A 21,600-nucleotide genomic window follows, 5' to 3' on the forward strand; every position below is an offset into this window, starting at 1 on the left:
ACCTACAATAAGGTTGGTACTCGTTGCGGGCCTACCTACAATTTGACTCGCTCATTGGTTAGTCATAAAGAAAGCAGAGTAAACTATTACTCTGCTGCATAGCTATCAAAATATCCTTGTATAAGTACTATAGGAGTACCCTTGTCTCCACTTCCACTTATAAGGTCACATAAACTCCCTAAAAGATCTGTTAGCTGTCTAGGAGTAGTTCCTAAGGTTTCGGCCTTACCTGCTGAATTAGATTCTTTTTCTCTTATCTTCTGTTTTATTGCTTCTTCTCTTTCATTTTCATTAAGTTCGCTAAGCTCATTGTCTGCAATATATTTTAGCTTTATTTCATTTGGTGTTCCTTTAAGTCCATCAGTATAGCCTGGTGATACTACTGGGTCAGCCAACTCCCATATTTTACCTGCCGGGTCTTTAAAAGCTCCGTCTCCATACACCATGACTTCCACCTGCTTGCCTGTTTTATCCTTTATAGCTTTTTGTATATTAGTTACTAATTCTTGACAATCTTTAGGAAATAGTTTTACCTTTTCTTCTGTAGCAGTATTAGAACCAAGCAAGCCATAATCCGGATTAAATCCACTACCATTAATAGATATATTTAAAATATCATCTAGACCATATATAGTTTCTGCTCCTGCATCTTTTAAAATTCTCTTTGTTCTTTTTCTTTCATGAATATTAGCCACTAATATTTCTTTAGTATAGTCTAAAGCCACTCTTGGGTCATTTGCTAAAATTATTTCTATATTATTATTTGATGAAATGCCTTCATAATAGCTTACATAATCTATACCTGTAAAAGGATGTTCTACTTTTTCACCAAAAAGCTCTCTATACTTTTCTTCACTTAAAATATCAGTATAAGGATTAACACCTAGTTCATCCATAACATCGACATCCATAATATGGTTACCCACCTCATCTGATGGATAATTTAAAAACAAATAAACCTTTTTGCCACTTAAAGCGATACCCTTTAATATTAAAGAAAATCTATTTCTGCTTAATATTGGAAAAAGTACAGCTATATCGCCTTTAAATTTTCTACTTATGTCATATGCTATGTCATGTATTGTAGCATAATTACCCTGAGCTCTTGCTACTAAAGATTCAGTTATACCTATTACATCTCTATCTTTAATGCTAAAATTTTCTGTTTTCATTGCTTTTAGTAGAGAATCTACTACTATATTTACTAAATCATCCCCCTCTTTTATAATAGGAGCTCTAATTCCTCTTGCGGTTGTACCCACTGCTCTTTCCACGAATATTCCTCCTTATATACATTTTAGAATATTTGAATTGTTTTTCATCATATTGCAATCACATTATTCTACTAATATATTATCACATTATAGACATATATTTATGATTTTTTTATAACGAATAGGAAAGTTATACTTTAATTTTTAAATATAATAGAGCTTGACCTAAATGAAATTTGTCAAAGTCTTCTTTTATTCCTTGTTTATTAAAATTATTCCAGCAGAAACTAATATAACTGATATTATTACATTAAACCCCAAAAGTCTTTCCCCTAGGAAAATGTATGATAAGAATACTCCAAACAAGGGTACAGAGAACTTATAAATAGAAACCTTCCCAACTCCATTATACCTTAACAAAATTGTCCATAAGGTAAAGGCACATGCAGAAATAAATCCTAAGTATAATAGCAGCATCCAGTTGTTAGAAGTGAGCACTAGTCCTCTTCCTCCCCCTAAAAAACCTGCTAGTATTAATAACAATGAACCTAAAAATAGTTGATAGCCAGATACGGCAAAGGGTGATATGTTTTTAGCTATTTTTTTAGTGTATATGCCTGCTAATGCGCCTACTAGGCTAGAGATAATAATAAACCCTTCTCCTGTAAATCTAAAACCACCTTGAAAGGCTCCACCCTTTAAATTTACAATAACTACTCCTGCAAAGCCTAATAATACTCCCATTATTCTTTTAGCATTTAGTCTGTCCTCCTCATAGAAAAAGTGGGCTAATATTACACTAAAGAATGTAGTCGTAGCAGCAAGTATAGAACCTTTTGTACCACTAGTATTTGAAAGACCAATATAGAAAAATACATACTGTATAGATGTTTGTAAAAGACCTAGGAAGCCTACCTTAGATATGTCTTCTTTTTTAATTTTTATTGTCCTTCCTGTGACTAATGAAAATACAAATATCATAATTGAAGATATAAAAAATCTGTATCCTGCAAAAACTATTTTTTGAAAGGTGTCCTCAGCACCAATATCAAATAGTTTATAGCCTATCTTTACTGAAGGAAAGGCACTTCCCCATAAAAAACAGCTTATAAGTCCTAATATCATAATCATATATGGTTTTGTAAATATAGTTTCTTTTTTGTCTTTCAATTGCATCTCTCCTTTTGTTATTAAATACCTGATTTTATTTCAATAGTTGATATAATAAGCAGATAAGACTTATAGTCTATTATTATACTATATTTCACAAAATTAATCAGCCTATTCATGCTGAATAGGCTGATTAATTTAACTTACCTTTTCCTTATAATAAAAATCAGTTTCTCCAATCCTCTTAAATCCCACTGATTCATAAAATCTTATAAGCTTATGCTTTAATAGTATCATTTGTTCATCTTTTGGATTCATTATATATTCAACTTCCCCGTTTATCCTTTCTAAGGGGCCAGGCATTAAATATATACAAGATACAGGTTCACTTATATTTTTACTTAAAAATCGAGGTAACTGCTTGAAAATTTTTCTACCTATTCCTTGACCTCTATATTCCTTATCAATAAAAAGCTCTGTAATATAAAACGCATTATCCTTACGATTTTCTTTTGATAATACTTGGATATAAAAGGTCTTGATTTCCTCCTCCTCTTCTTTATCAGTAAATTCTAGAACCTTTAAAACTTCATCTGATTTTAATTCTCTAAGAATATTGTCTACATTCAGTAAAACACCTCTAATGTATCCAATTACTCCTTTCTCATCTGTAATATTAATCATTATCTCTTTCTTGTAATGTGATAGCTTTAATATTGAATTATTATGTGCTTCGCTATCACAATTATTATCACTGTCACTATCTTCACTGTCAGAACTTTTTGAGTTCATTAAAAAACACCTCTAATTTTATTATTTTATTATACTTATATAGTATATTCTAATATTATACATTTTATTGAAAATACTCAAACTTAGATTTCCTTAATAATCCGTCAAATTAAATAGCTTCTTCATGACTTTTTTACTCTATTACTAGCTTTACTTTAATAATCTTGTTTTTACTTCTTTTTAATAGTATTCTTATGTGAATTATCTAAAATGCTCACAAAAGCTTCTGTGATTCCACTGCAAGTTAGCTTTTGTTGAAGCTTATTGTGTCAAGTTCTTTTGCATAAAAAGATAGGTAGAAATAAATTCTACCTACACCAATTTGATTAAATATTTATTGTTAATACAAATATGATAAAAATAACAATACTTACTACTGTATTAAGTACAACAGTATTATTAGCCAATTCCTCATATTCTTGTGTGCTAGAAGCCCCAACAAATATTGGCAGTGTAAGAGGAGATGGTAATATTAAAAAAGTAAAATATGCATAATCAAACATTAAGTCTGGTGCAACAATTTTATTTATAACAAATATTTTCATAAAATATCCAATTGACAGAATGACTATAAATCTAATCATTATAAATAGTACGCTTTGCTTCATATATTTCTTATTAAACCTTAAGCCATAGCCTATAATAATTAATATTAATGGAGTAGATAAATTTGATAAATACTCTATCGTTGTATACAGGCCTTTTGCTATCGGATTGTAATGAATGCTTGTCCCAAGTCCTGTTAAATTTAAGATAATTCCTAAGGTTATACTAATTATAACAGGAGATTTAAAAATTTGTATTCCCGTTTCCACTGAAAATTTTTGATTTCCTAATTTTATTTTTAAAAGGGTATAAAACAAAAGCCATATGAAGAACTCATGCCCAATACCAAGTATTGATAGCTTCCCTAGGTTTTCAACACCAAAAATAGTTGAAAATAGGGGTATACCTAGGAAACCAAAAGCAAATCCAGATGAAAAAAAAGGTATTAAGGAATGTTTAATAAGCTTTATCATATTAAGCATTATTCCTGCAAAATAGAATAGGGTCAACATGAGAAATATGATAATTGAAACTAAAAAATACTCCTTCCTCAGTTCCATATTCAAAAAGGTTATAAATAAAACTGCCGAAAATGCAATGTCAATTACTAGTTTCTTTACTTCATCAATAGTAGTTTGTTTAAATGTATTTTTATACCTAAAAAAACATCCCAATGAAATTAATAAAAGTATAGGTATTATTTTAGCAGCAATATCAGTCATATAAACTTTACCTTCCTAACCATATATTTAAGTTGAATCACTAAAGATATTGTATAATTCTTTTTTCGACTACATATAAATATATACTTATATAATAATACCACAATAAACAAGGTTTGGGAAACTAGTTAAAAACATTGTTAAAGCTTGGCGAAAATTTTTATTCCCTCAGCTTTAATAATAGACCATAGTAATAAATTCACCATTAGTAAAGCTATGGTTAAATAGAATGAAAAAACGTTAAAATTTGTAGGTTCAGTGAGATAAAATATAAATATAGGAATAAGCACCGATAATATCCCTATCAGCATTGTAACAACAACACTAGCACTTTGCTTTACAACTACCATATGAGATTTCCATTCTAGCTTTGGAAGGTGCAGATTAACTATTATCCCTGTCATTGAGATTAAAAAAGCATACAGCGTCGGTATAGCCAAAAACAATATATAGGATATTAGTGTTAACCTAAATGATACTGCTAGAATCAGAGAATTAACAAACAAAAGGGGCAAAATAACTGTTAAATTGACAAGTATTTTGCTTTTTATAATTTCTATTATTTTTATAGGTAAGGATTTTACTATCCATATGTTTTTCCCCTCGAGAGATATTGAAGACGCAGTTGTACAGGTAAGGCATATACATAAAGACATAATAGCAATAGCAGCAGGAACCACAAATTGACTTATCATAGGCATTTCTAAATCTTGAGCTAATTTTTCTTCACCAAGTATTGCCATGCTTATAGTAAATATAGTCATCATTATGACACCTATACCTGTGTTAACAACATATATATAGGATGAAAAGTAAAAATTAATTTCTTTTTTGTATAAGGCTATTAATGAAGAAGATACCTTTAATGAGCTCATCTTATAGTTAGCCTCTTTAAAGCTCTCATTCATTTTAGAGTTAATATTTTTAAAGCTATTTACAAATATTAGAAGAAAAATAACAAATGGGATTAAAGCACTTAGTATAAATAAAAGTAAGGAAAGTGCTTCTAATTTTTCTAAAGCGTTAACAAAAAATACAATGGGAAAATAAGCCTTTGATATGCTGCCCATAAGCTCTGCAGAGCTTTGAATAAATTCTGTTGATATATTATTGATTGAAAAGGAGCCTAGCATTAATATTAAAATTAAAGCAAAGGAGCCTATTATCATAATAAGATTTGTAAACTTAAATCTTGTAGATATCTTTCCCAATATAAAAGATAGCCCTGAACCTATAATAAGCGGAATAAAAGGTATAAGAAACATGGCTATAAGTGCAAATACATAGTATAGAAAAGTGCTTGAGGATTTTATTCCATAAACAATCAATGGTGGTAACCCTATTATTATAGATACTATTAAATTAGAGCTATAAAGTAGCAATAGCTTACTAATAAGAACCTGTGATGTGCTTACTGGTAAAGACATGAGTAAATCATAGTCTTTAAATGAAAATAAATATCCTGAAGCCTTATATATACTCATAAATAATGAAATTATACTTACATTTATAAAGGCTATAACAAGCAGTATGTTTAATGCATCAAGCTGAAATAAAACATCTGATACCATATAAGAGTAAGCAAAGGATGAAGCAAATACGGCAACGAATGCCCATAAAATAGCTATCCCTATAAAAATCATTTTTGTTTTTTCAGATTTAGAGGTCTCCTTTAAAAATTTATTTAAGCCAAAGGAATTAATAATACTAGCTTTTATAAGTAATTTAGTATTGTTCATTATCAGTAACCTCCAAAAAAACTCTCTCAAGGGAGCTATCACCTTTTACTTTCTGTGTTTCTCCACTAGCAATTAGCTTTCCATCTTTAATGATCGCAATTTTATTGCAGAGCTTTTCTGCAACCTCTAGCACATGAGTAGAGAAAAATATAGCACTACCTTTTTGACACATTTCCTTCATGTATTCCTTTAAAATGTGAGCTGCCTTAGGATCTAATCCAACAAAGGGCTCATCTAAAATCAAAAGCTTAGGCTCATGAATTAACGCAGAGATAATAGCAAGCTTTTGCTTCATACCATGAGAATATGATGATATTAAATCTCCTAAGTTTTTTGTTAACTCAAATGAATTAGAAAACTTTTCGATATTTCTTTCTCTATCTGCTTTAGAGATACGAAAAATGTCTGAAATAAAATTCAAATATTGTATTCCCGTCATACTCTCATATAAATCAGGATTGTCTGGAATATACGCTAGTAGTTTTTTGCATTCTATTGGATTTTCTCTTATGGAAATGCCATCTATAAAGATATCTCCTTCATCAAAATCTAATATTCCAGTAACACATTTTATAGTTGTGGTCTTACCTGCCCCATTATGGCCTATAAATCCATATATATCTCCCCTTTCAATATTTAAGCTAAGATTGTCTACTGCTTTTTTCCCACCTTTATATGTTTTAGAAAGATTATTTATTTTTAGCATTTTATTTCTTCCTTTCTTTATGTATTAGTCTATCAATATGTTTTCACATAAATTATATCATTTCTTAAAATAATATTTATATATATTATTTAGATTTAGTTTAAAATAAATAATTATTTTATTCTTTATTATATATCTTTCTAATCAAGGAAATAATACTATAAAACTGATAGAAGGGAATGTAGTTTATGGATGTAAATAGTCCTTTGATATGCCCTAAATGCCAAGGAAAATATTTAGAAATGAAGAGAGAAGCTACTTATTTATATACATATAAAATAGATACCCCTCTCACAGAGGATTGGAGTAAGGAAAATGGAGTATGGCCTTTTCTATTTGACAACCGAGAGCAGCTAAGTAATGAGGAGTATATTCAATGTGAGGGCTGTAGCTCAAAATTTCCCTTTAGCCTGGGGACTGATAATACTAAGATTCATCTCACAATTATACAGAAAGCAATACGTTCTGATTTTATTAAAGAACCTGAGTTTTGGGGATAAATGTAAAAGAGCCATAGCTTTCTTTGTACTGATGTGACCTCCCATAAGTCAGATTTTTTAGGTCTAACTTATGGGGGTCAGTTCATACATGAGAAAACCATGACCCTTTATAATACTTTTATATGAAATTAGGAGGTCCATTTTTTGATTTCTTCCTTAGTTCCTAATACAAAATGTCCCTTTTCTATCTCAGTAAATTCTCCTTTTTCATAATCTATATCTTTTTTATCATAATGAGTTCTTTTCCTAGTTCTTTCTAATATAGGATTGGGATAAGGTATGGCTGATAGTAAGGATTTAGTATAGGGATGAGTAGCATTGCTGTATATGGATTCTGCTGTCCCTAACTCAACCATCTTCCCCAAATGCATAACTCCAATTTTATCGCTTATATATTTCACCATTGATAAATCATGTGCAATAAATATATAGGTTAAATTTCTTTCTTTTTGCAGGTTTTTTAATAGGTTTACTACCTGAGCTTGTATAGAAACATCTAGGGCGCTTATGGCTTCATCTGCAATTATAAAATCTGGCTCAAGGACTAAAGCTCTAGCTATACCTATTCTTTGTCTCTGTCCCCCACTAAATTCATGGGGATATCTGTGAGCATGTTCTCTAGATAAGCCAACAGTTTCTAAAATATTATATACCTTTTCCTTTCTTTCCTCCTTTGTTTTATAAAGCTTATGAATGTCTAAACCCTGTGCAATTATGTCTAAAACTGTTTTTCTAGGATTTAACGAAGCCATCGGGTCTTGAAATATCATCTGCATCTTTGTTCTTAGCATTTTCTCAGTCTCACTATCTATTTGTCCTGATATTTTTTTGCCTGAAAAGGTAACTTCCCCTGCTGTTGGATTATACAGCCTTATTATACTTCTACCAGTTGTAGATTTGCCTGAACCGCTTTCTCCCACAAGACCAAAGGTTTCACCTCTGTATACATTAAATGATATATTATCTACTGCTTTTAATAGGTTTTTTCTGTCTAGTTTAAAATACTGCTTTAAGTTTTTTACACTTAAAATTACTTCTTTATTAGCAGGCATTTAGTGCTACCTCCTTTTTCATCATTTCAATCCTATCCTTCAATACCTTTGGCATCTGAATTTTAGGTGCTTTTTCATGGAGTAACCAGGTAGCTGCATAATGAGTATCTGATACTTTAAAGAAAGGAGGTTCCTCTTCAAAGTCAATCTTTAGAGCATAATCACTTCTAAGTGCAAAGGCATCTCCCTTAGGTGGATATAGCATATTAGGCGGTGTTCCTGGGATTGCATATAACTCATTTTGCTGATTTGCCATATCTGGAACAGAAGCTAGTAATCCCCATGTATATGGGTGCTGTGGATGGTAAAATATTTCCTCAGAGGTTCCATACTCAATAATTTTTCCTGCATACATTATAGCTACTCTATCTGCTATATTTGCAACTACTCCTAAATCATGTGTAATAAAGATAATAGATAGTCCTATTTTATTTTGAATCTCCTTTATTAAATCTAATATTTGTGCTTGTATAGTAACATCTAGCGCAGTAGTTGGTTCATCTGCAATGAGAATCTTTGGATTACATGCAAGTGCTATAGCGATTACAATTCTTTGCCTCATACCTCCACTTAATTGATGTGGATATTGCTTATATCTTTTTTCAGGCTCATTTATGCCAACAAGCTGGATTAGCTCTATAGCTTTTTCCTTAGCTTGGGATTTACTAAGCTTTTGATGCTCCATTATGCTTTCAGCTATTTGATAGCCTACTGTCATAGTTGGATTTAATGATGTCATAGGATCTTGAAAAATCATAGCTATTTCTTTTCCTCTAATATTTGTTATTTCCTTGTTACTTATTTTTGTCAAATCCTTGCCTTCAAATAGTATTTCTCCTTTTTCTATAACCTCATTCTTGGCAAGTATGCCCATTAACACCTTAGTTGTCACTGATTTCCCAGAGCCACTTTCTCCTACGATAGCTAGTGTCTCTCCCTTGTACAAATCAAAGCTAACACCTCGGATAGCTTTAACTATTCCATTATGAGTATTAAAAGATACATGCAAATCTTTTACTTCAAGTATTTTTTTCATGATTCCACCCACTTCTTATTAATGTTCTTTCATTTTTGGATCTAAAGCATCTCTTAGGCCATCAGCTAATAGGTTGAAGCTTAGCATTAATATAGCTAATACAATGACTGGAAACATAATGATATGCGGATAAATCAAAATAGATTTGTAACCATCGTTAATTAGCACTCCAAGAGAAGCCATTGGTGGCTGTAACCCTAGTCCTATAAAGGCTAAAAATGATTCATAAAAAATAGAACTTGGAATTGAAAACATGCTCATAATAATTACTTGTCCAAATATATTCGGAAACAAATCCTTTCTAATTATGTCTAGAGTGCTTGAGCCTAAAGTTCTTGATGCTAAAATAAAATCCAACTCTTTTAGCTTCAATACCTGTGAGCGTACTACTCTACTCATACCTATCCAGCCTGTAATAACTAATGCCAAAGAAATCGAAAGTATTCCTGGATTTAATACCATGACAAATAAGGTAACTACTACTAAATTCGGAATACCACTTAAAATTTCTATAAATCTTTGCATAAATATATCTACTTTCCCACCAATATAGCCTGATAAAAGACCATAGCTCATGCCAATAAGCATATCAATTATTACAGCCAAAAGAGCGATATATAGGGAAACTTGAGTTCCAACCCAAACTCTTGTCCATATATCTCTTCCTAAGTTATCTGTTCCAAACCAGTAATATACATCGTGAAGTCCTTTTTCTTTGTATACGTTTACTCCTCCAATTTCTCCATCTAATATACCAAGCTTTTCTATTACTGGAATTCTAGGAGGAAGATTCATATGCTCTGTTTTTATACTTTTATAAGTATGAGAGTTCATATAAGGTCCTATAAAAGCTAATGCGATAATTATTGTTATTAAAACAAATCCTATTAAGGCACCTTTATTTTGATAAAATCTTAAGCTTACATCCTTCCAAAAGCTTACACCCTCATACACTATATCCTTTTGCGTTTTCTCATCCCTAAATACTCTTTCAAAAGAGTTTCCACGAAAGCTAAGTCTTAAGTTTTCCAATTAATTAGCCCCCTTTGCTATACGAATTCTAGGATCGATTACTCCGTATAAAATATCAATTATAAGCATCATCAAAATATAAAACATACTATAGAAAAAGGCTATTGAAATAACTACATTAAAATCATTTACACTAATTGCAGTAACTAATAGGTCTCCAATTCCTGGTATTCCGAAAATTCTTTCTACAACTAAAGAACCTGTCATCAAGCTTACAGTAATAGGCCCTAAAACTGTAATTACTGGTATAAGTGCATTTCTTACAGAATGCCTAAAAATTACTTTCCTAATCTTCAAGCCCTTGGCCTCAGCCAATGTAATGTACTCAGACCCTAAAACCTCTACAAGCTCTGTTCTCATAAATCTTGCTACCGTTGCAATTACAAACATAGATAATGCAATGGTGGGAAGAAGGCTCGACTTAAAGGATTGATAAATATCATAAGTAAAGGGAAATAATTTTAACTTGTATCCTAAGAAATAACTTAAGCCTAATGCGAATACATAAGAGGGGACTGATATGCCAATTACTGCAAAAATCGTAGTAATAGTATCCCACTTTGTGTTCTTATTTACTGCAGCAACAATTCCAAGTATAAGTCCAATAAAGGAGCCTAGCATTAAAGATTGTATACCTATTTTTATGGAAATAGATAGTCTGCTCTTTAACAAATCAGAGACAGCCGCATCTTTTTGTATGCTGTATGAGTTCCCAAAATCACCCTTCAGTATGACGTTTTTTAAATATGAAATATATCTTATATACAAGGGCTTACCTAGCTCATATTTTTCATATAGCATTATACGCTGTTCATCGCTTAGCTTTTCATCGTTAAATGGCGAACCTGGCATTAGCTCTAGTAATAGAAAGAGAACCGTTAGAATAATAAATAATGTAAGTATTGAAATAATTAATCTTTTTCGAATGTATTTAAGCATATCAATCAACTCCTTTCTACCTGTCATAAATTCTTTATAATTTAGGCCATAGATTTGCAAATCTATGGCCTAAATCTATTCACTTATTTCTACATTCTTATAAATAAAGGTTGTACCAACAGTATGGCTTTCTATACCCTTTACCTTTGGATTGATTAAGAAAGTATAACCACTCTGAAATAATGGTGCAACTATTGCATCTTTTTCTAATATAATTCTTTCTGCTTCTTTCATTGCTTCCCATCTTTTTTCTGGGTCACCTGCTAATTCACCACGACTAACATCAAATATAATATTGTCGTACTCTTCGCTAGAATAATTTGGAGTATTAGAAGAACTGCCAGTCAAGAACAATTCTAGATAAGTTAGTGGGTCAGCATAATCAGGACCCCAACGAGTAACTCCAGCTTCAAAGTTTCCTCCACGCATTAACTCTAGACGATTTTTCTTTGGTTGTGCTTTTAGCTTCACAGTTAAACCTGGTAAATTAGTTTCAAGCTCAGCTTGGATGAACTCCGACATTTTCTTAATTGTTTCTGCATCATCAAATAATATTTCAACTTCAATATTCTCTTTTCCTAATTCTGCTTTTGCTTTGTTCCAATATTCTAATGCTAGGTCTTTGTCATATTTAGCATAGGTAGTACCATCTTCACGGAAGTCCTTCCCATCAGGGCCTGTTGCCAACCCTATTGGAATAAAGAAATCAGCTGGCCTAGAGCCATCATTGAGTATTTTTATAGCAATATGCTCCTTGTTTATGGCATGTGTAAAGGCTCTACGAATATTAATATTGCTAAATACTTCATTTTCGTGATTAAATGACATGTACCATAGGAAGCCACCGTCTACTTGGTTATAGCTTGGGCTTGATTTGTATTTATCAACAAGCTCCGATGAAATCTTTGCAACATCTAATTCATTAGATTCAAATTTCAATGCCGCAGTTTGGTTATCTTTTATAATACGAAAATCTATACCATCAATTTTAACTTTTTCAGCATCGTAGTAGTATGAATTTTTATCTAGCTTATATCCGTACCCTTTGTTCCATTCCACCATTTTAAAAGGTCCATTAGCAAGTAAATTTTCTGGCTCAAGAGCGTATTTATCTCCTTTTTCTGTTACAAACTTCTCATTTAGCGGAAAAAATGATGCGAAGGTAGTAAGAGATTTAAAATATGGAACTGGTCTATCTAAGGTAATCTTTAAAGTATAATCATCTATAGCTTCTATTCCTAATTCTTCCTTTGGAAGTTCTCCCTCTACAATCTTGCTTGCATTTTTCACACCAGCTACATCCATAATGAAGTTATATTCACTTGCAGTTTTAGGATCTACTAGTCTCCTCCAGCTAAATACAAAGTCATTAGCAGTTACAGGCTCTCCATTTGACCATTTTGCATTTTCTCTAAGCTTAAAAGTATATGTTAATCCATCATCGCTCACTTCTTCTGATAAGGCTATTGCTGGAATTATATTTCCATCCTTATCTAAGGTATATAAACCTTCAATTGTTGCAGAAATAGTTTCAAAAGATAATTCATCTGTAGCAATATGCTGATCCATAGTTGCCAATTCAACATCCTTTGCTAGTCTTAAGTACTTTTTAGCAGAATCCTTAGTTGAATTGCTTTGTCCACATCCAGACAAGAATAAGGATAAAACTAATGTTAAAATTAATAAAACAATTGATGATTTTGTTAATTTCTTCATAATGTAGACCCTCCTTTATTTATTCAAAATCTTCTCTAGAGAAATTTAATATAATAGCTATTATATAGCTCGACTTTTTTACTGTCAATAAAAAATTTTCTGAATTTTGCATGTTATCGTTTTCCTGTTTCAATTATCACTCTAGTCTTAGTAATGCACTTGCTTGTTAATTTGTTCCATTAGTTACTTTGTAAGGGTCATCTCCGTTTTGTTTAAACACTTTATGATTTTGCATATTTTGTTTTTTGCAATATTTTGTTTTGTGTCCTGCATAATCGGGTGAAAACTAAAATAAAAGGCACTCAGCCTATAAAGAATTATTTCTTATAAAGCTGAGTGCATAAAATTATTATTCCATTTCTGATTTAGCTTATTGAATATCCTTAAGATTTTGTAAAGTTTTTCATTACTCCTTTAAGTTCATCATCAGTTAGATTCCGCCAGGTTCCTATCTTCAGTTTCCCAAGCTTAATATTCATTATCCTTATTCTTTGTAATTTAACTACTCTATAGCCAAACGCTTGACACATTCGTCTTATTTGACGATTTAATCCCTGTGTGAGAATTATATTAAACACCCTATCATCTAATGGGGTTACTTTACATTGCTTAGTTACTGTGCCTAGTATCTTTACGCCACTAGACATTCCTTTTACAAATTCAGGAGTAATAGGCTTATCAACAGTAACTATATATTCTTTTTCATTGTTGTTTTCTGCTCTTAAAATTTTATTAACTATATCTCCATCATTTGTTAGCAGTATTAATCCTTGTGAATCTTTATCTAGCCTTCCTATTGGGAATATTCTTTCTGGATAGTTAATAAAATCTATTATATTTCCTTTAATATGCCTCTCAGTAGTACATGTAATGCCTACTGGTTTATTAAAAGCTATATAAACCCCTTGTTTTTTTTCACCTATTGGCTTGCCATCTACAAGAACTATATCTCCTGGTTCTACTATACTGCCTAACTCAGCATAATTATTGTTTATAGTGACTCGCTTCTCCACAATCATTTTATCTGCTTCTCGTCTGGAGCATATGCCTGTATCGCTTATATATTTATTAATTCGCATCATGAGTTTCCTTTCCTACCTTCACTTATTATTTTCACTATAAATTAGATTTACCCTATTTTATAATAAAATTCAATTTAATATTATATGAAAAATAAAAATAAAGCTCTCCTGTTCCTTCTGAAAATAAAAAAAGCTACAATTAGGTAGCTTTCATTTGCAATTTTTGTTGTTTTTCTGATATGGCCTTTAATTTTTTGCAAATCATTAAATAATCCTCATATGTATCCATATCTAATAGTATTCCTTCATCATCAACTTCAATATGAAGAGCACTATCATTATGTTTTTTTAATAATGCCTTTAAACCACCTTGCCCATCAAACCTTAGAATCTCTGGAAATAATTTCGAAGATATTAACGGAGGATGACCTCGCCTATTTTTATAAACAGGGTATATAATATCATGTTTGTCATAGTTTTGAGAAAGTATATCTATTGTTTGGTGCCTTACAATGGGAATATCTGCTGGCAATAAGAAAAAACCCTTTACATGTGAAGGAAGGGATTTAACTCCAGCAACAATAGATGAAAACATTCCCTCATTATAGTTTTTATTATACACCCATTTAATATCCATTTGTTCTAATATAGGCTTTAGCATATTAGCCTTGAAGCCAACGACTACAATAGTATTTTCAATTCCAGCTTCCAAAAAACTACTTATAGAACTTTCTATAACAGTGGATTCACCTAAGGGAAGCAAGGGCTTAAAAGCCTCCATTCTTGATGAATAGCCTGCAGCCACTATAATAGCAGCTAAATCTCTTTTTATAGATTCTCTACTCCCTTCTACCCTATCCATTATTATAACCACCGCCCCATTTCCTATTTACTAAATAGTAATAGCAATTAAATTAATTCTTGAAAAATAAAAGCTTTAATTATAAAGGTGCTGCAAATCTTTATAGTCCAACAATCTAAGATTTTAAAGAAAGCAGCACCCTTAATTTATTTTAAATAACTAACCTCTTATTTCTTGCTGTTTGCTATTTTAAGCGCAACATTTTCCGGAGATAATGGTAATCTATCAAAGTTGATTCCTAATGCATCATATAGAGCATTTCCTATTGCAGATGGTATAGAAATCATTGGATGCTCTCCGATACCACGAGCACCATAAGGTCCGTCTGTTTGTGGATTTTCTATATATATCGGAACAATTTCATCAGGAATATCCTTAGCTGTAGGAATCTTATTATCTGTAAATGAAGGATTTAATAGTCTTCCTTCAGGGCTGAACTTATATCCTTCAACTAAAGCAGAGCCTATTCCTTGTAGAATTCCACCCATTACTTGCCCATCAACTAATTTTTTGTTAATTACTTGACCAATATCAAATGCTGATACAACTCTTAAAACATGAACTTCTCCAGTTTCAACATCTACTTCTACCTCTACTGCATGTGCACCGAAAGTCCATACTAGACCTGGTCTACCTTGACCTGTTTCTGGATGTGGGTTTGTTAAACCACTTGCCATATAAACTCCATGGGAAATAAGTGGTCCACCAATACCATTACCATTCTCATACATATAACCCATTGATAGCTTTGTATATGGAATACGTCTTGCAGTATGGTGCACATGATAAATATATCCATCACCGTGTGTTAACTCATCCGGATGACATCTTAGTACCTGTGCTGCAACTTCCTTCATTTGTTGTACCATGTTTCTTGCAGCCTTTTTAACTGCATTACCACCCATGAAAGTATATTTTGAAGCAACTGTGTTCCAATCATACGGATGTTTGTTTGTATCTACATCCCATACAACTTCAACATTCTCAACTGGTATACCTAGTTCTTCAGCAGCAACCTGAGCCATTATAGTATTAGCACCTTGCCCCATGTCTACAGCACCGATCATAACCTTTACATGTCCGTCTTCATTCATTTGCATAATAGCTGCAGTAGATGTATAGCTAGGCATAGCTGGAGCTTTTTGTAGCATAGCAAAGCCTTTGCCACGAATTTTCCCAGTTTTTATTTCTTTTTGACGTTCTTCTTCTGTTTTTCGTCCTGTCCAGCCAATTTCTTTCACAACTGCATTTAAGCAATCCTCTGGACTACCAGTAGATTCATAAATTAATTCTCCACTTATAGTATGTGTCCCTGGACGAAGTAAGTTTTTCATCCTGAACTCATATGGATCCATTTCTAGCTTTTGTGCTATCATGTCCATATGTCTTTCTATTGCCCAATGTGTCTCTAAGTGACCAAATCCACGATATGCAGTACTAAAAACCTTGTTAGTATATAGTGTACGAGAATGTAGCTCTATGTTAGGCACTACATATGGACCTGCTCCAGAATAAACTGCTGTTTTACCAACGTTTACACCATAATCTGCATATGCACCGCTATCCCAGTCATGGTAAACTTCCATGGCTGTAATAGTACCATCCTTTTTAACACCAGTTTTTACCCTAGTTCTCATGCCTGCACGAGTAGGTAATAGATTAAATTCTTCTTCCCTAGTAGCCTTTAGCTTAACTGGACGTCCTTTAGCTGCTCTTGATAGAATAGTAACGAATGGTTCAAGGTGAATACCCGCTTTTCCTCCAAAGCCACCACCGATATATGGTACAATAACATGAACATCACTCTTAGCTATCCCTAATGATTTAGCTAGTAATTGACGTACAGCAAAAGGTGATTGAGCTGAAGACCAAATTTTAACCTTATTTGAATAAGGATCTGCTTGTGCTATAGTAACATGAGTTTCCATTGGAACGTGCGCCACTGCAGGCACAGATAGTTCATTCTCTATTATATAGTCTGCTTCTTCAAATCCTTTTTTAACATCGCCCTTTAAGGTTCTGTTCCAGCTTGCAATATTAGTATTTGGTTGTGGGAAGAAAACTCCTTCCATATGTTCATATGTGTGAAGATCCTCATGAACTAAAATCTTTCCTTCTAAGGATTCGTCTATAGTGTGTACAGCTGGTAACTCTTTATATTCAACCTTAATTAAAGAAACAGCACGTTCAGCAGTAGCCTCATCAACAGCTGCAACAGCTGCAACAATTTCGCCTTGATATCTTACTCTGTCTCTTGCAATTAAGTTTTTATCTACCATATATAAGCCCACTTTATAAGGGGCATCTTTTCCTGTAACAACAGCCTTAACCCCAGGGAGAGCCTCTGCAGCAGACGTATCAATAGAAACGATTTCTGCATGAGCATAAGGAGAATGTAAGCATTTTGCATGAAGCATCCCTGGAATCTCCATATCATGAACATAAATTGCTTGTCCCGTTACTTTTTCTTGTGCTTCTTTTCTTGAGTAGGACTTACCAATATGTTTATATTGTTTTTCACTCATTATTTCAACTCCTCCCTTTCCCTTTTAGCTGCTGATTTAACAGCATTAATGATTGGAATGTATCCTGTACAACGGCAGAAGTTGCCTGCAAGGGCTTCTCTGATTTCTTCTTCACTTGGCTCAGACTGTCTATCAAGCAAAGCACGTGCTGACATCAGCATACCAGGTGTACAAAATCCACATTGTAATGCGTCATGCTCAATGAATTCTTGTTGAAGAATAGATATTTCATTATCTCCAGCTAAACCTTCTACAGTAATTATGTTAGCTCCTTCAGCTTCAACCGCTAATACTAGGCAAGAGTTAACTGGCTTACCATTCATTATTATAGTACATGCTCCACATTCACCTTCGCCACAGCCTTCTTTTGTACCAAAAAGCTTTAGCTTAGTATTCAGAAAATTCAATAAAGTCATGGTAGGATCAACCATTTCATGAACTTCTTCTCCATTTACAATACAGTTTACAGCTACAGGCGGCATTCCTGAATCTACATACTCAAAGCAATTACCTTTATGTTTTTCACACATATTAATTAACCCCCTTTTCTAAAAGCTGAGTCAAGCCTTTCTTAGCAAGTACGCCAGATACATGTAGACGATACTCTGCAGAAGAACGAACGTCTGAAATTGGACGAATATGATTACGCAGCTCTTCTTCTACCCAATTAGCAAGCTCTGGTGTTAATTCCTTAGAAGCTATCATTTCTTCAAGCTTAGTAAGTCTTATAGGTGTTGGAGCTACTGCAGACATTCCAATAAATACTTCTTTACTTGCTGTTATTCGTATAGCCACCCCTGCAATACCTAAATCATGCCCCTTGATACGAGCTTGTTTAAGATATATACTCTTATCTCCTTCTTCAACATCTGGGATAGATACACCAACAACAATTTCATCTGGCTGTAGAACTGTCCTTTTTACCCCAGTGAAAAATTTATCAATTTCTACTGTACGATTTCCATTAGGGCCTGCGATATGAACCTTTGAATTGAATATTAGAAGCGGTCCTGATAAGTCTGCACCTGGAGAAGCATTACAAATATTTCCTACTAATGTAGCACGGTTTCTTAACTGATAAGACGCTAGAGAATCAGCGGCTTGTGCTAATGCCTCGTATTTTTCACGGATTATTTCTGATTCAGCTACTTGATTTACAGTGATTGAAGCACCAATAAACAGGCCTTCACCTGGTGTATATTCCATACGTTTTGTTTCAGAGATGGATTTAATGTCTAAAATATGATCAACTATCTCTATGTTTCTACGTAATAATATCATTAGGTCGGTGCCTCCAGCGAGAATTCTAGTACCTGGGTTTTCCTTTAAGTACGCTATTGCTTCTTCAAGGTTTTGCGGTTTAAAATAATCAAATTTACTTAACATAACTAACCTCCTTCTACAATTTAAATATAATATTTAATGCCATTTACAAGGATGAGTTTGAAAAAAAATTGTGTTTCTGTTAAAGCTTTATAAAAAAATATTCTAGATTTCCTGCTATAGCTCTTGCTAATTTTAGTATTTTTCAGTTTCTATGTCTTCCTTATGTTAATTAAATTTTATAGCAATTTAGATGAAAATGTCAACCTTGGAACCCATGTTTATCCTCTTATTTCTAGTAAAATAATTATTTTTGTTAATAGTTACCTTATAGCAAGCTTATCTTATGTGAACTTGTTACAAAGGCCTATTATAAGAGTAAAACAAGTGAGGTCCAGGGAAAACCCTGCACCTCACTTGTTTTTATTTATTAATAACAATATCCCCTTAGAGATACTACAAACTAATTAAATATATTTTTCAGTTATGCTTTTATGGCTATAAAAATCTAGCTAGCGGAAATATGCTATATATCAATACTTCAATTATATCTTCAAAAAGCTTTGTTTGTAATAAGTAAAATGATACTAATATTAGTGCTGTATACCCAAGCATTAATTTTGTAATATGTACTTCTATGAAAGACTTTACTTTATAATATATATGATTTTCTCTAAAGAAATATATAATTGCCCCTATTGCAAATACCCATATAAATGTGACGATTATTATACTAAATATTGTGTAAGATTGCTTGAACGCTCCTGAGTTTGAAATATATCTTAAAAAATCAAGGTCTAATTCATATAGCATATCTCCTATACCATATCTTCCGTCTCCCTTTCCGCTGATTCTTACTCCAAAACTAGCTAAATAGGATAAAATAATATTAATTATGGATATTGCTCCAGCAATAAAGCCAAGCTTTTTAAAATAATCTTCCTTTTCAATATCTTTTACCACTCTATATATAACATATATTAAACCGATAAATACTATTATTAAAAACACATAGCCCCATATAGCACTATCACTGTAATACTTTAATTCCTTTACACCCTTAAACGTCTTCCAGAAATTCATAGTTACAGGCTCTATGCCTTTTACACCCTTAAATGTAACCGACATGTTATTGCCAAATGAAAACAGCCATGTATGAATAAATGCATATGGTAATACTAGCAGCATAATTATTAGTACATCCTTGACTTCTGCCCCTTCTTTAAATGCGAAAATAATGGTCAGCAATATCATTGCAGCTGAGACAATAGCTGTAAATATTCCCATAGATGTAATGTAAGTTTTTATTCTATTGCCTAAGTCTGGATATTGTTTTATATTTAATGCTTCAAATGGATTGTCTTTTTTTATTATCATACTTATAATTACATGCAATGCAAATATAATTAGAAATACACTAATAATACTCCATAAATCATGAAATCCTAATCTTAATTTTAAATTCATATAATCGTAAGGGTCATTAATTTTTATAGATTTTTGACTAACTACAGCAATTATCTTAACAAATATGCTAAATATCAATGAAGTCAGCCCATATTCCAGCAAACTCTCTTTAGAAGTTTTTTTATCTTTAAATAATTTTAACTGACCTACAACAACTGCTATTATAGGAATCAACAGTAATATTAGCAGTTTAAAAGAAAGTATCATGTTTGCCCCTATTGATATTTTTTCGCCATAATCATTCCCCTTAATATTTGCTGATATATTTATAGGAGATTGTAAAGAAAGATTAAACATATCAATAAAATTAGGCTTAAGCTTCGAGACTTCTGGGTAACCATAATTAGCAGCATCTTCAATTTCATATATTATTTCTTGTACTGGTTCTATTCTTGTGAATGCAAAAAATAGTACTAGCGAAATTAATAGTCCTATGCCTAAGATTTTCAACGAGGATATTAATGACGATTTAAATATTGGCACAGATGTGACAAGGTTTTTTACATCATCTACGCTTTTTATATCAGCAATAGGAGAGTCTTGTAGTTTTGATTTTAGTCCATCTATTGCATCAGACATATCTACTGCTTTTGATTTAGTTTCATGAGTTAACATTAAGTTATAACCTAGGGTGCCACACTCTATACAATATCTATCTAATACTGCCGTACCACATTTCCTACAGAAAGCAGCTTTAGTTTCATTAATGCTGGTTTTCTCTAAAGATGCTGTATTTAATTTAATTATTCTGCCACAGTTTTGACAATAAGTCTGATCATTGGCATTATGTTGTCCACAATATTTGCAGTACATTAATTTCACCACCTATTAAATATTTAGTCTGCTACCACATACACCACAATAATTTGAGTCTTTCTTAACTATAGAGTTGCATGTTTTACAATTTTCAATAGTGGATTCATAAAATTCTTTAATGTTTTGTCCACAATTGCCACAAAATACTGCTCCATCTTCATATGATGTCATGCAACTTGGGCATCTCATCTCTTCTTTAGAAGGTACATATTTGCCGCTGGCTTCATGTATTCTCTTGTCAATAAGGCATATTTCATCTGAAATTTTTATTACTTGTTGATCCTGAATACTATTATTTCTGGCTAATTGATGAGCTAACTGTCCTAGCTCAATAAACTTGGTGGTTAATTCTTCCCTTAGTTTTTTGTCTTCCATAAATTACTCCCCCTTAATAAATACTTATTTTTGCCAATAATACTAGATTTTCGACATACTTGCATGAAATCCTTCTTTTAAATATTTATTACTTATATCTATTAGC

General features: G+C 32.2%; 19 protein-coding genes. 1 reads left to right on the forward strand and 18 read right to left on the reverse strand.

Annotation, left to right across the window (positions count from 1 at the left end; all coding sequences use genetic code 11):
- Positions 1 to 86: 86 nt before the first annotated feature.
- From BLV37_RS11035 to BLV37_RS11060, 6 genes are all read right to left on the reverse strand, one after another.
- The gene (locus BLV37_RS11035; RefSeq protein ID WP_091731339.1) at positions 87 to 1,274 is read right to left on the reverse strand and encodes a coenzyme F420-0:L-glutamate ligase; all 1,188 of its coding nucleotides are present in this window, start codon (positions 1,272 to 1,274) and stop codon (positions 87 to 89) included.
- Positions 1,275 to 1,466: 192 nt separating this feature from the next.
- Positions 1,467 to 2,384 (reverse strand): DMT family transporter, encoded by a 918-nt coding sequence (locus tag BLV37_RS11040; protein WP_176967962.1) that lies wholly within the window; start codon positions 2,382 to 2,384, stop codon positions 1,467 to 1,469.
- Positions 2,385 to 2,522: 138 nt separating this feature from the next.
- Positions 2,523 to 3,116 (reverse strand): GNAT family N-acetyltransferase, encoded by a 594-nt coding sequence (locus BLV37_RS11045; protein WP_091731344.1) that lies wholly within the window; start codon positions 3,114 to 3,116, stop codon positions 2,523 to 2,525.
- 326 nt (positions 3,117 to 3,442) lie between these two features.
- The gene (locus BLV37_RS11050; RefSeq protein WP_091731347.1) at positions 3,443 to 4,384 is read right to left on the reverse strand and encodes an AEC family transporter; all 942 of its coding nucleotides are present in this window, start codon (positions 4,382 to 4,384) and stop codon (positions 3,443 to 3,445) included.
- Between the two features lie 140 nt (positions 4,385 to 4,524).
- Positions 4,525 to 6,123: an ABC transporter permease gene (locus BLV37_RS11055; RefSeq protein ID WP_091731350.1), complete on the reverse strand. Its 1,599-nt coding sequence runs from the start codon at positions 6,121 to 6,123 to the stop codon at positions 4,525 to 4,527.
- Entirely contained in the window at positions 6,110 to 6,829 is a 720-nt protein-coding gene (locus BLV37_RS11060) for an ABC transporter ATP-binding protein (protein WP_091731353.1), read from the reverse strand. Before BLV37_RS11060 ends, BLV37_RS11055 begins: the two co-directional genes overlap by 14 nt.
- Positions 6,830 to 7,017: 188 nt before the next feature.
- Here BLV37_RS11060 and BLV37_RS11065 point away from each other — a divergent pair, with 188 nt between their 5' ends.
- Positions 7,018 to 7,329 (forward strand): hypothetical protein, encoded by a 312-nt coding sequence (locus tag BLV37_RS11065; RefSeq protein ID WP_091731355.1) that lies wholly within the window; start codon positions 7,018 to 7,020, stop codon positions 7,327 to 7,329.
- Between the two features lie 128 nt (positions 7,330 to 7,457).
- Here the strand turns inward: BLV37_RS11065 and BLV37_RS11070 are convergent, their stop codons facing one another.
- From BLV37_RS11070 to BLV37_RS11125, 12 genes are all read right to left on the reverse strand, one after another.
- Positions 7,458 to 8,381, reverse strand: coding sequence for an ABC transporter ATP-binding protein (locus BLV37_RS11070; protein ID WP_091731358.1), 924 nt, complete (start codon positions 8,379 to 8,381; stop codon positions 7,458 to 7,460).
- Positions 8,371 to 9,417 (reverse strand): ABC transporter ATP-binding protein, encoded by a 1,047-nt coding sequence (locus tag BLV37_RS11075; protein ID WP_091731360.1) that lies wholly within the window; start codon positions 9,415 to 9,417, stop codon positions 8,371 to 8,373. Before BLV37_RS11075 ends, BLV37_RS11070 begins: the two co-directional genes overlap by 11 nt.
- An 18-nt stretch (positions 9,418 to 9,435) precedes the next feature.
- Positions 9,436 to 10,449 carry an oligopeptide ABC transporter permease gene (gene opp3C / locus BLV37_RS11080; RefSeq protein WP_091731363.1) on the reverse strand — a complete coding sequence of 338 codons (1,014 nt, stop codon included), beginning with the start codon at positions 10,447 to 10,449 and terminating at the stop codon, positions 9,436 to 9,438.
- Positions 10,450 to 11,388 carry an ABC transporter permease gene (locus BLV37_RS11085; protein ID WP_091731365.1) on the reverse strand — a complete coding sequence of 313 codons (939 nt, stop codon included), beginning with the start codon at positions 11,386 to 11,388 and terminating at the stop codon, positions 10,450 to 10,452.
- Positions 11,389 to 11,463: 75 nt separating this feature from the next.
- Positions 11,464 to 13,104 (reverse strand): peptide ABC transporter substrate-binding protein, encoded by a 1,641-nt coding sequence (locus tag BLV37_RS11090; protein ID WP_091731370.1) that lies wholly within the window; start codon positions 13,102 to 13,104, stop codon positions 11,464 to 11,466.
- A 383-nt stretch (positions 13,105 to 13,487) separates the two neighbouring features.
- A complete protein-coding gene (gene rluF / locus BLV37_RS11095) occupies positions 13,488 to 14,186 on the reverse strand; it encodes a 23S rRNA pseudouridine(2604) synthase RluF (RefSeq protein ID WP_342026618.1) in 699 nt (232 codons plus the stop codon).
- A 139-nt stretch (positions 14,187 to 14,325) separates the two neighbouring features.
- A complete protein-coding gene (locus tag BLV37_RS11100; RefSeq protein ID WP_091731373.1) occupies positions 14,326 to 14,988 on the reverse strand; it encodes a nucleotidyltransferase family protein in 663 nt (220 codons plus the stop codon).
- A 167-nt stretch (positions 14,989 to 15,155) separates the two neighbouring features.
- Positions 15,156 to 17,513 carry a xanthine dehydrogenase family protein molybdopterin-binding subunit gene (locus BLV37_RS11105; protein ID WP_091731376.1) on the reverse strand — a complete coding sequence of 786 codons (2,358 nt, stop codon included), beginning with the start codon at positions 17,511 to 17,513 and terminating at the stop codon, positions 15,156 to 15,158.
- On the reverse strand, positions 17,513 to 18,043 hold the full coding sequence (locus tag BLV37_RS11110) for a (2Fe-2S)-binding protein (protein WP_091731378.1): 531 nt from the start codon (positions 18,041 to 18,043) through the stop codon (positions 17,513 to 17,515). The genes BLV37_RS11105 and BLV37_RS11110 overlap by 1 nt, the downstream gene beginning before the upstream one ends.
- Position 18,044: 1 nt before the next feature.
- The gene (locus BLV37_RS11115; protein WP_091731381.1) at positions 18,045 to 18,899 is read right to left on the reverse strand and encodes an FAD binding domain-containing protein; all 855 of its coding nucleotides are present in this window, start codon (positions 18,897 to 18,899) and stop codon (positions 18,045 to 18,047) included.
- Positions 18,900 to 19,334: 435 nt separating this feature from the next.
- The gene (locus BLV37_RS11120; protein ID WP_091731383.1) at positions 19,335 to 21,116 is read right to left on the reverse strand and encodes a zinc ribbon domain-containing protein; all 1,782 of its coding nucleotides are present in this window, start codon (positions 21,114 to 21,116) and stop codon (positions 19,335 to 19,337) included.
- Positions 21,117 to 21,131: 15 nt separating this feature from the next.
- The gene (locus tag BLV37_RS11125; protein ID WP_091731386.1) at positions 21,132 to 21,494 is read right to left on the reverse strand and encodes a zinc ribbon domain-containing protein; all 363 of its coding nucleotides are present in this window, start codon (positions 21,492 to 21,494) and stop codon (positions 21,132 to 21,134) included.
- Between the last annotated feature and the right edge of the window lie 106 nt (positions 21,495 to 21,600).

Origin of the sequence: Proteiniborus ethanoligenes (assembly GCF_900107485.1) — a bacterium.
Lineage (GTDB): Bacteria > Bacillota > Clostridia > Tissierellales > Proteiniboraceae > Proteiniborus > Proteiniborus ethanoligenes.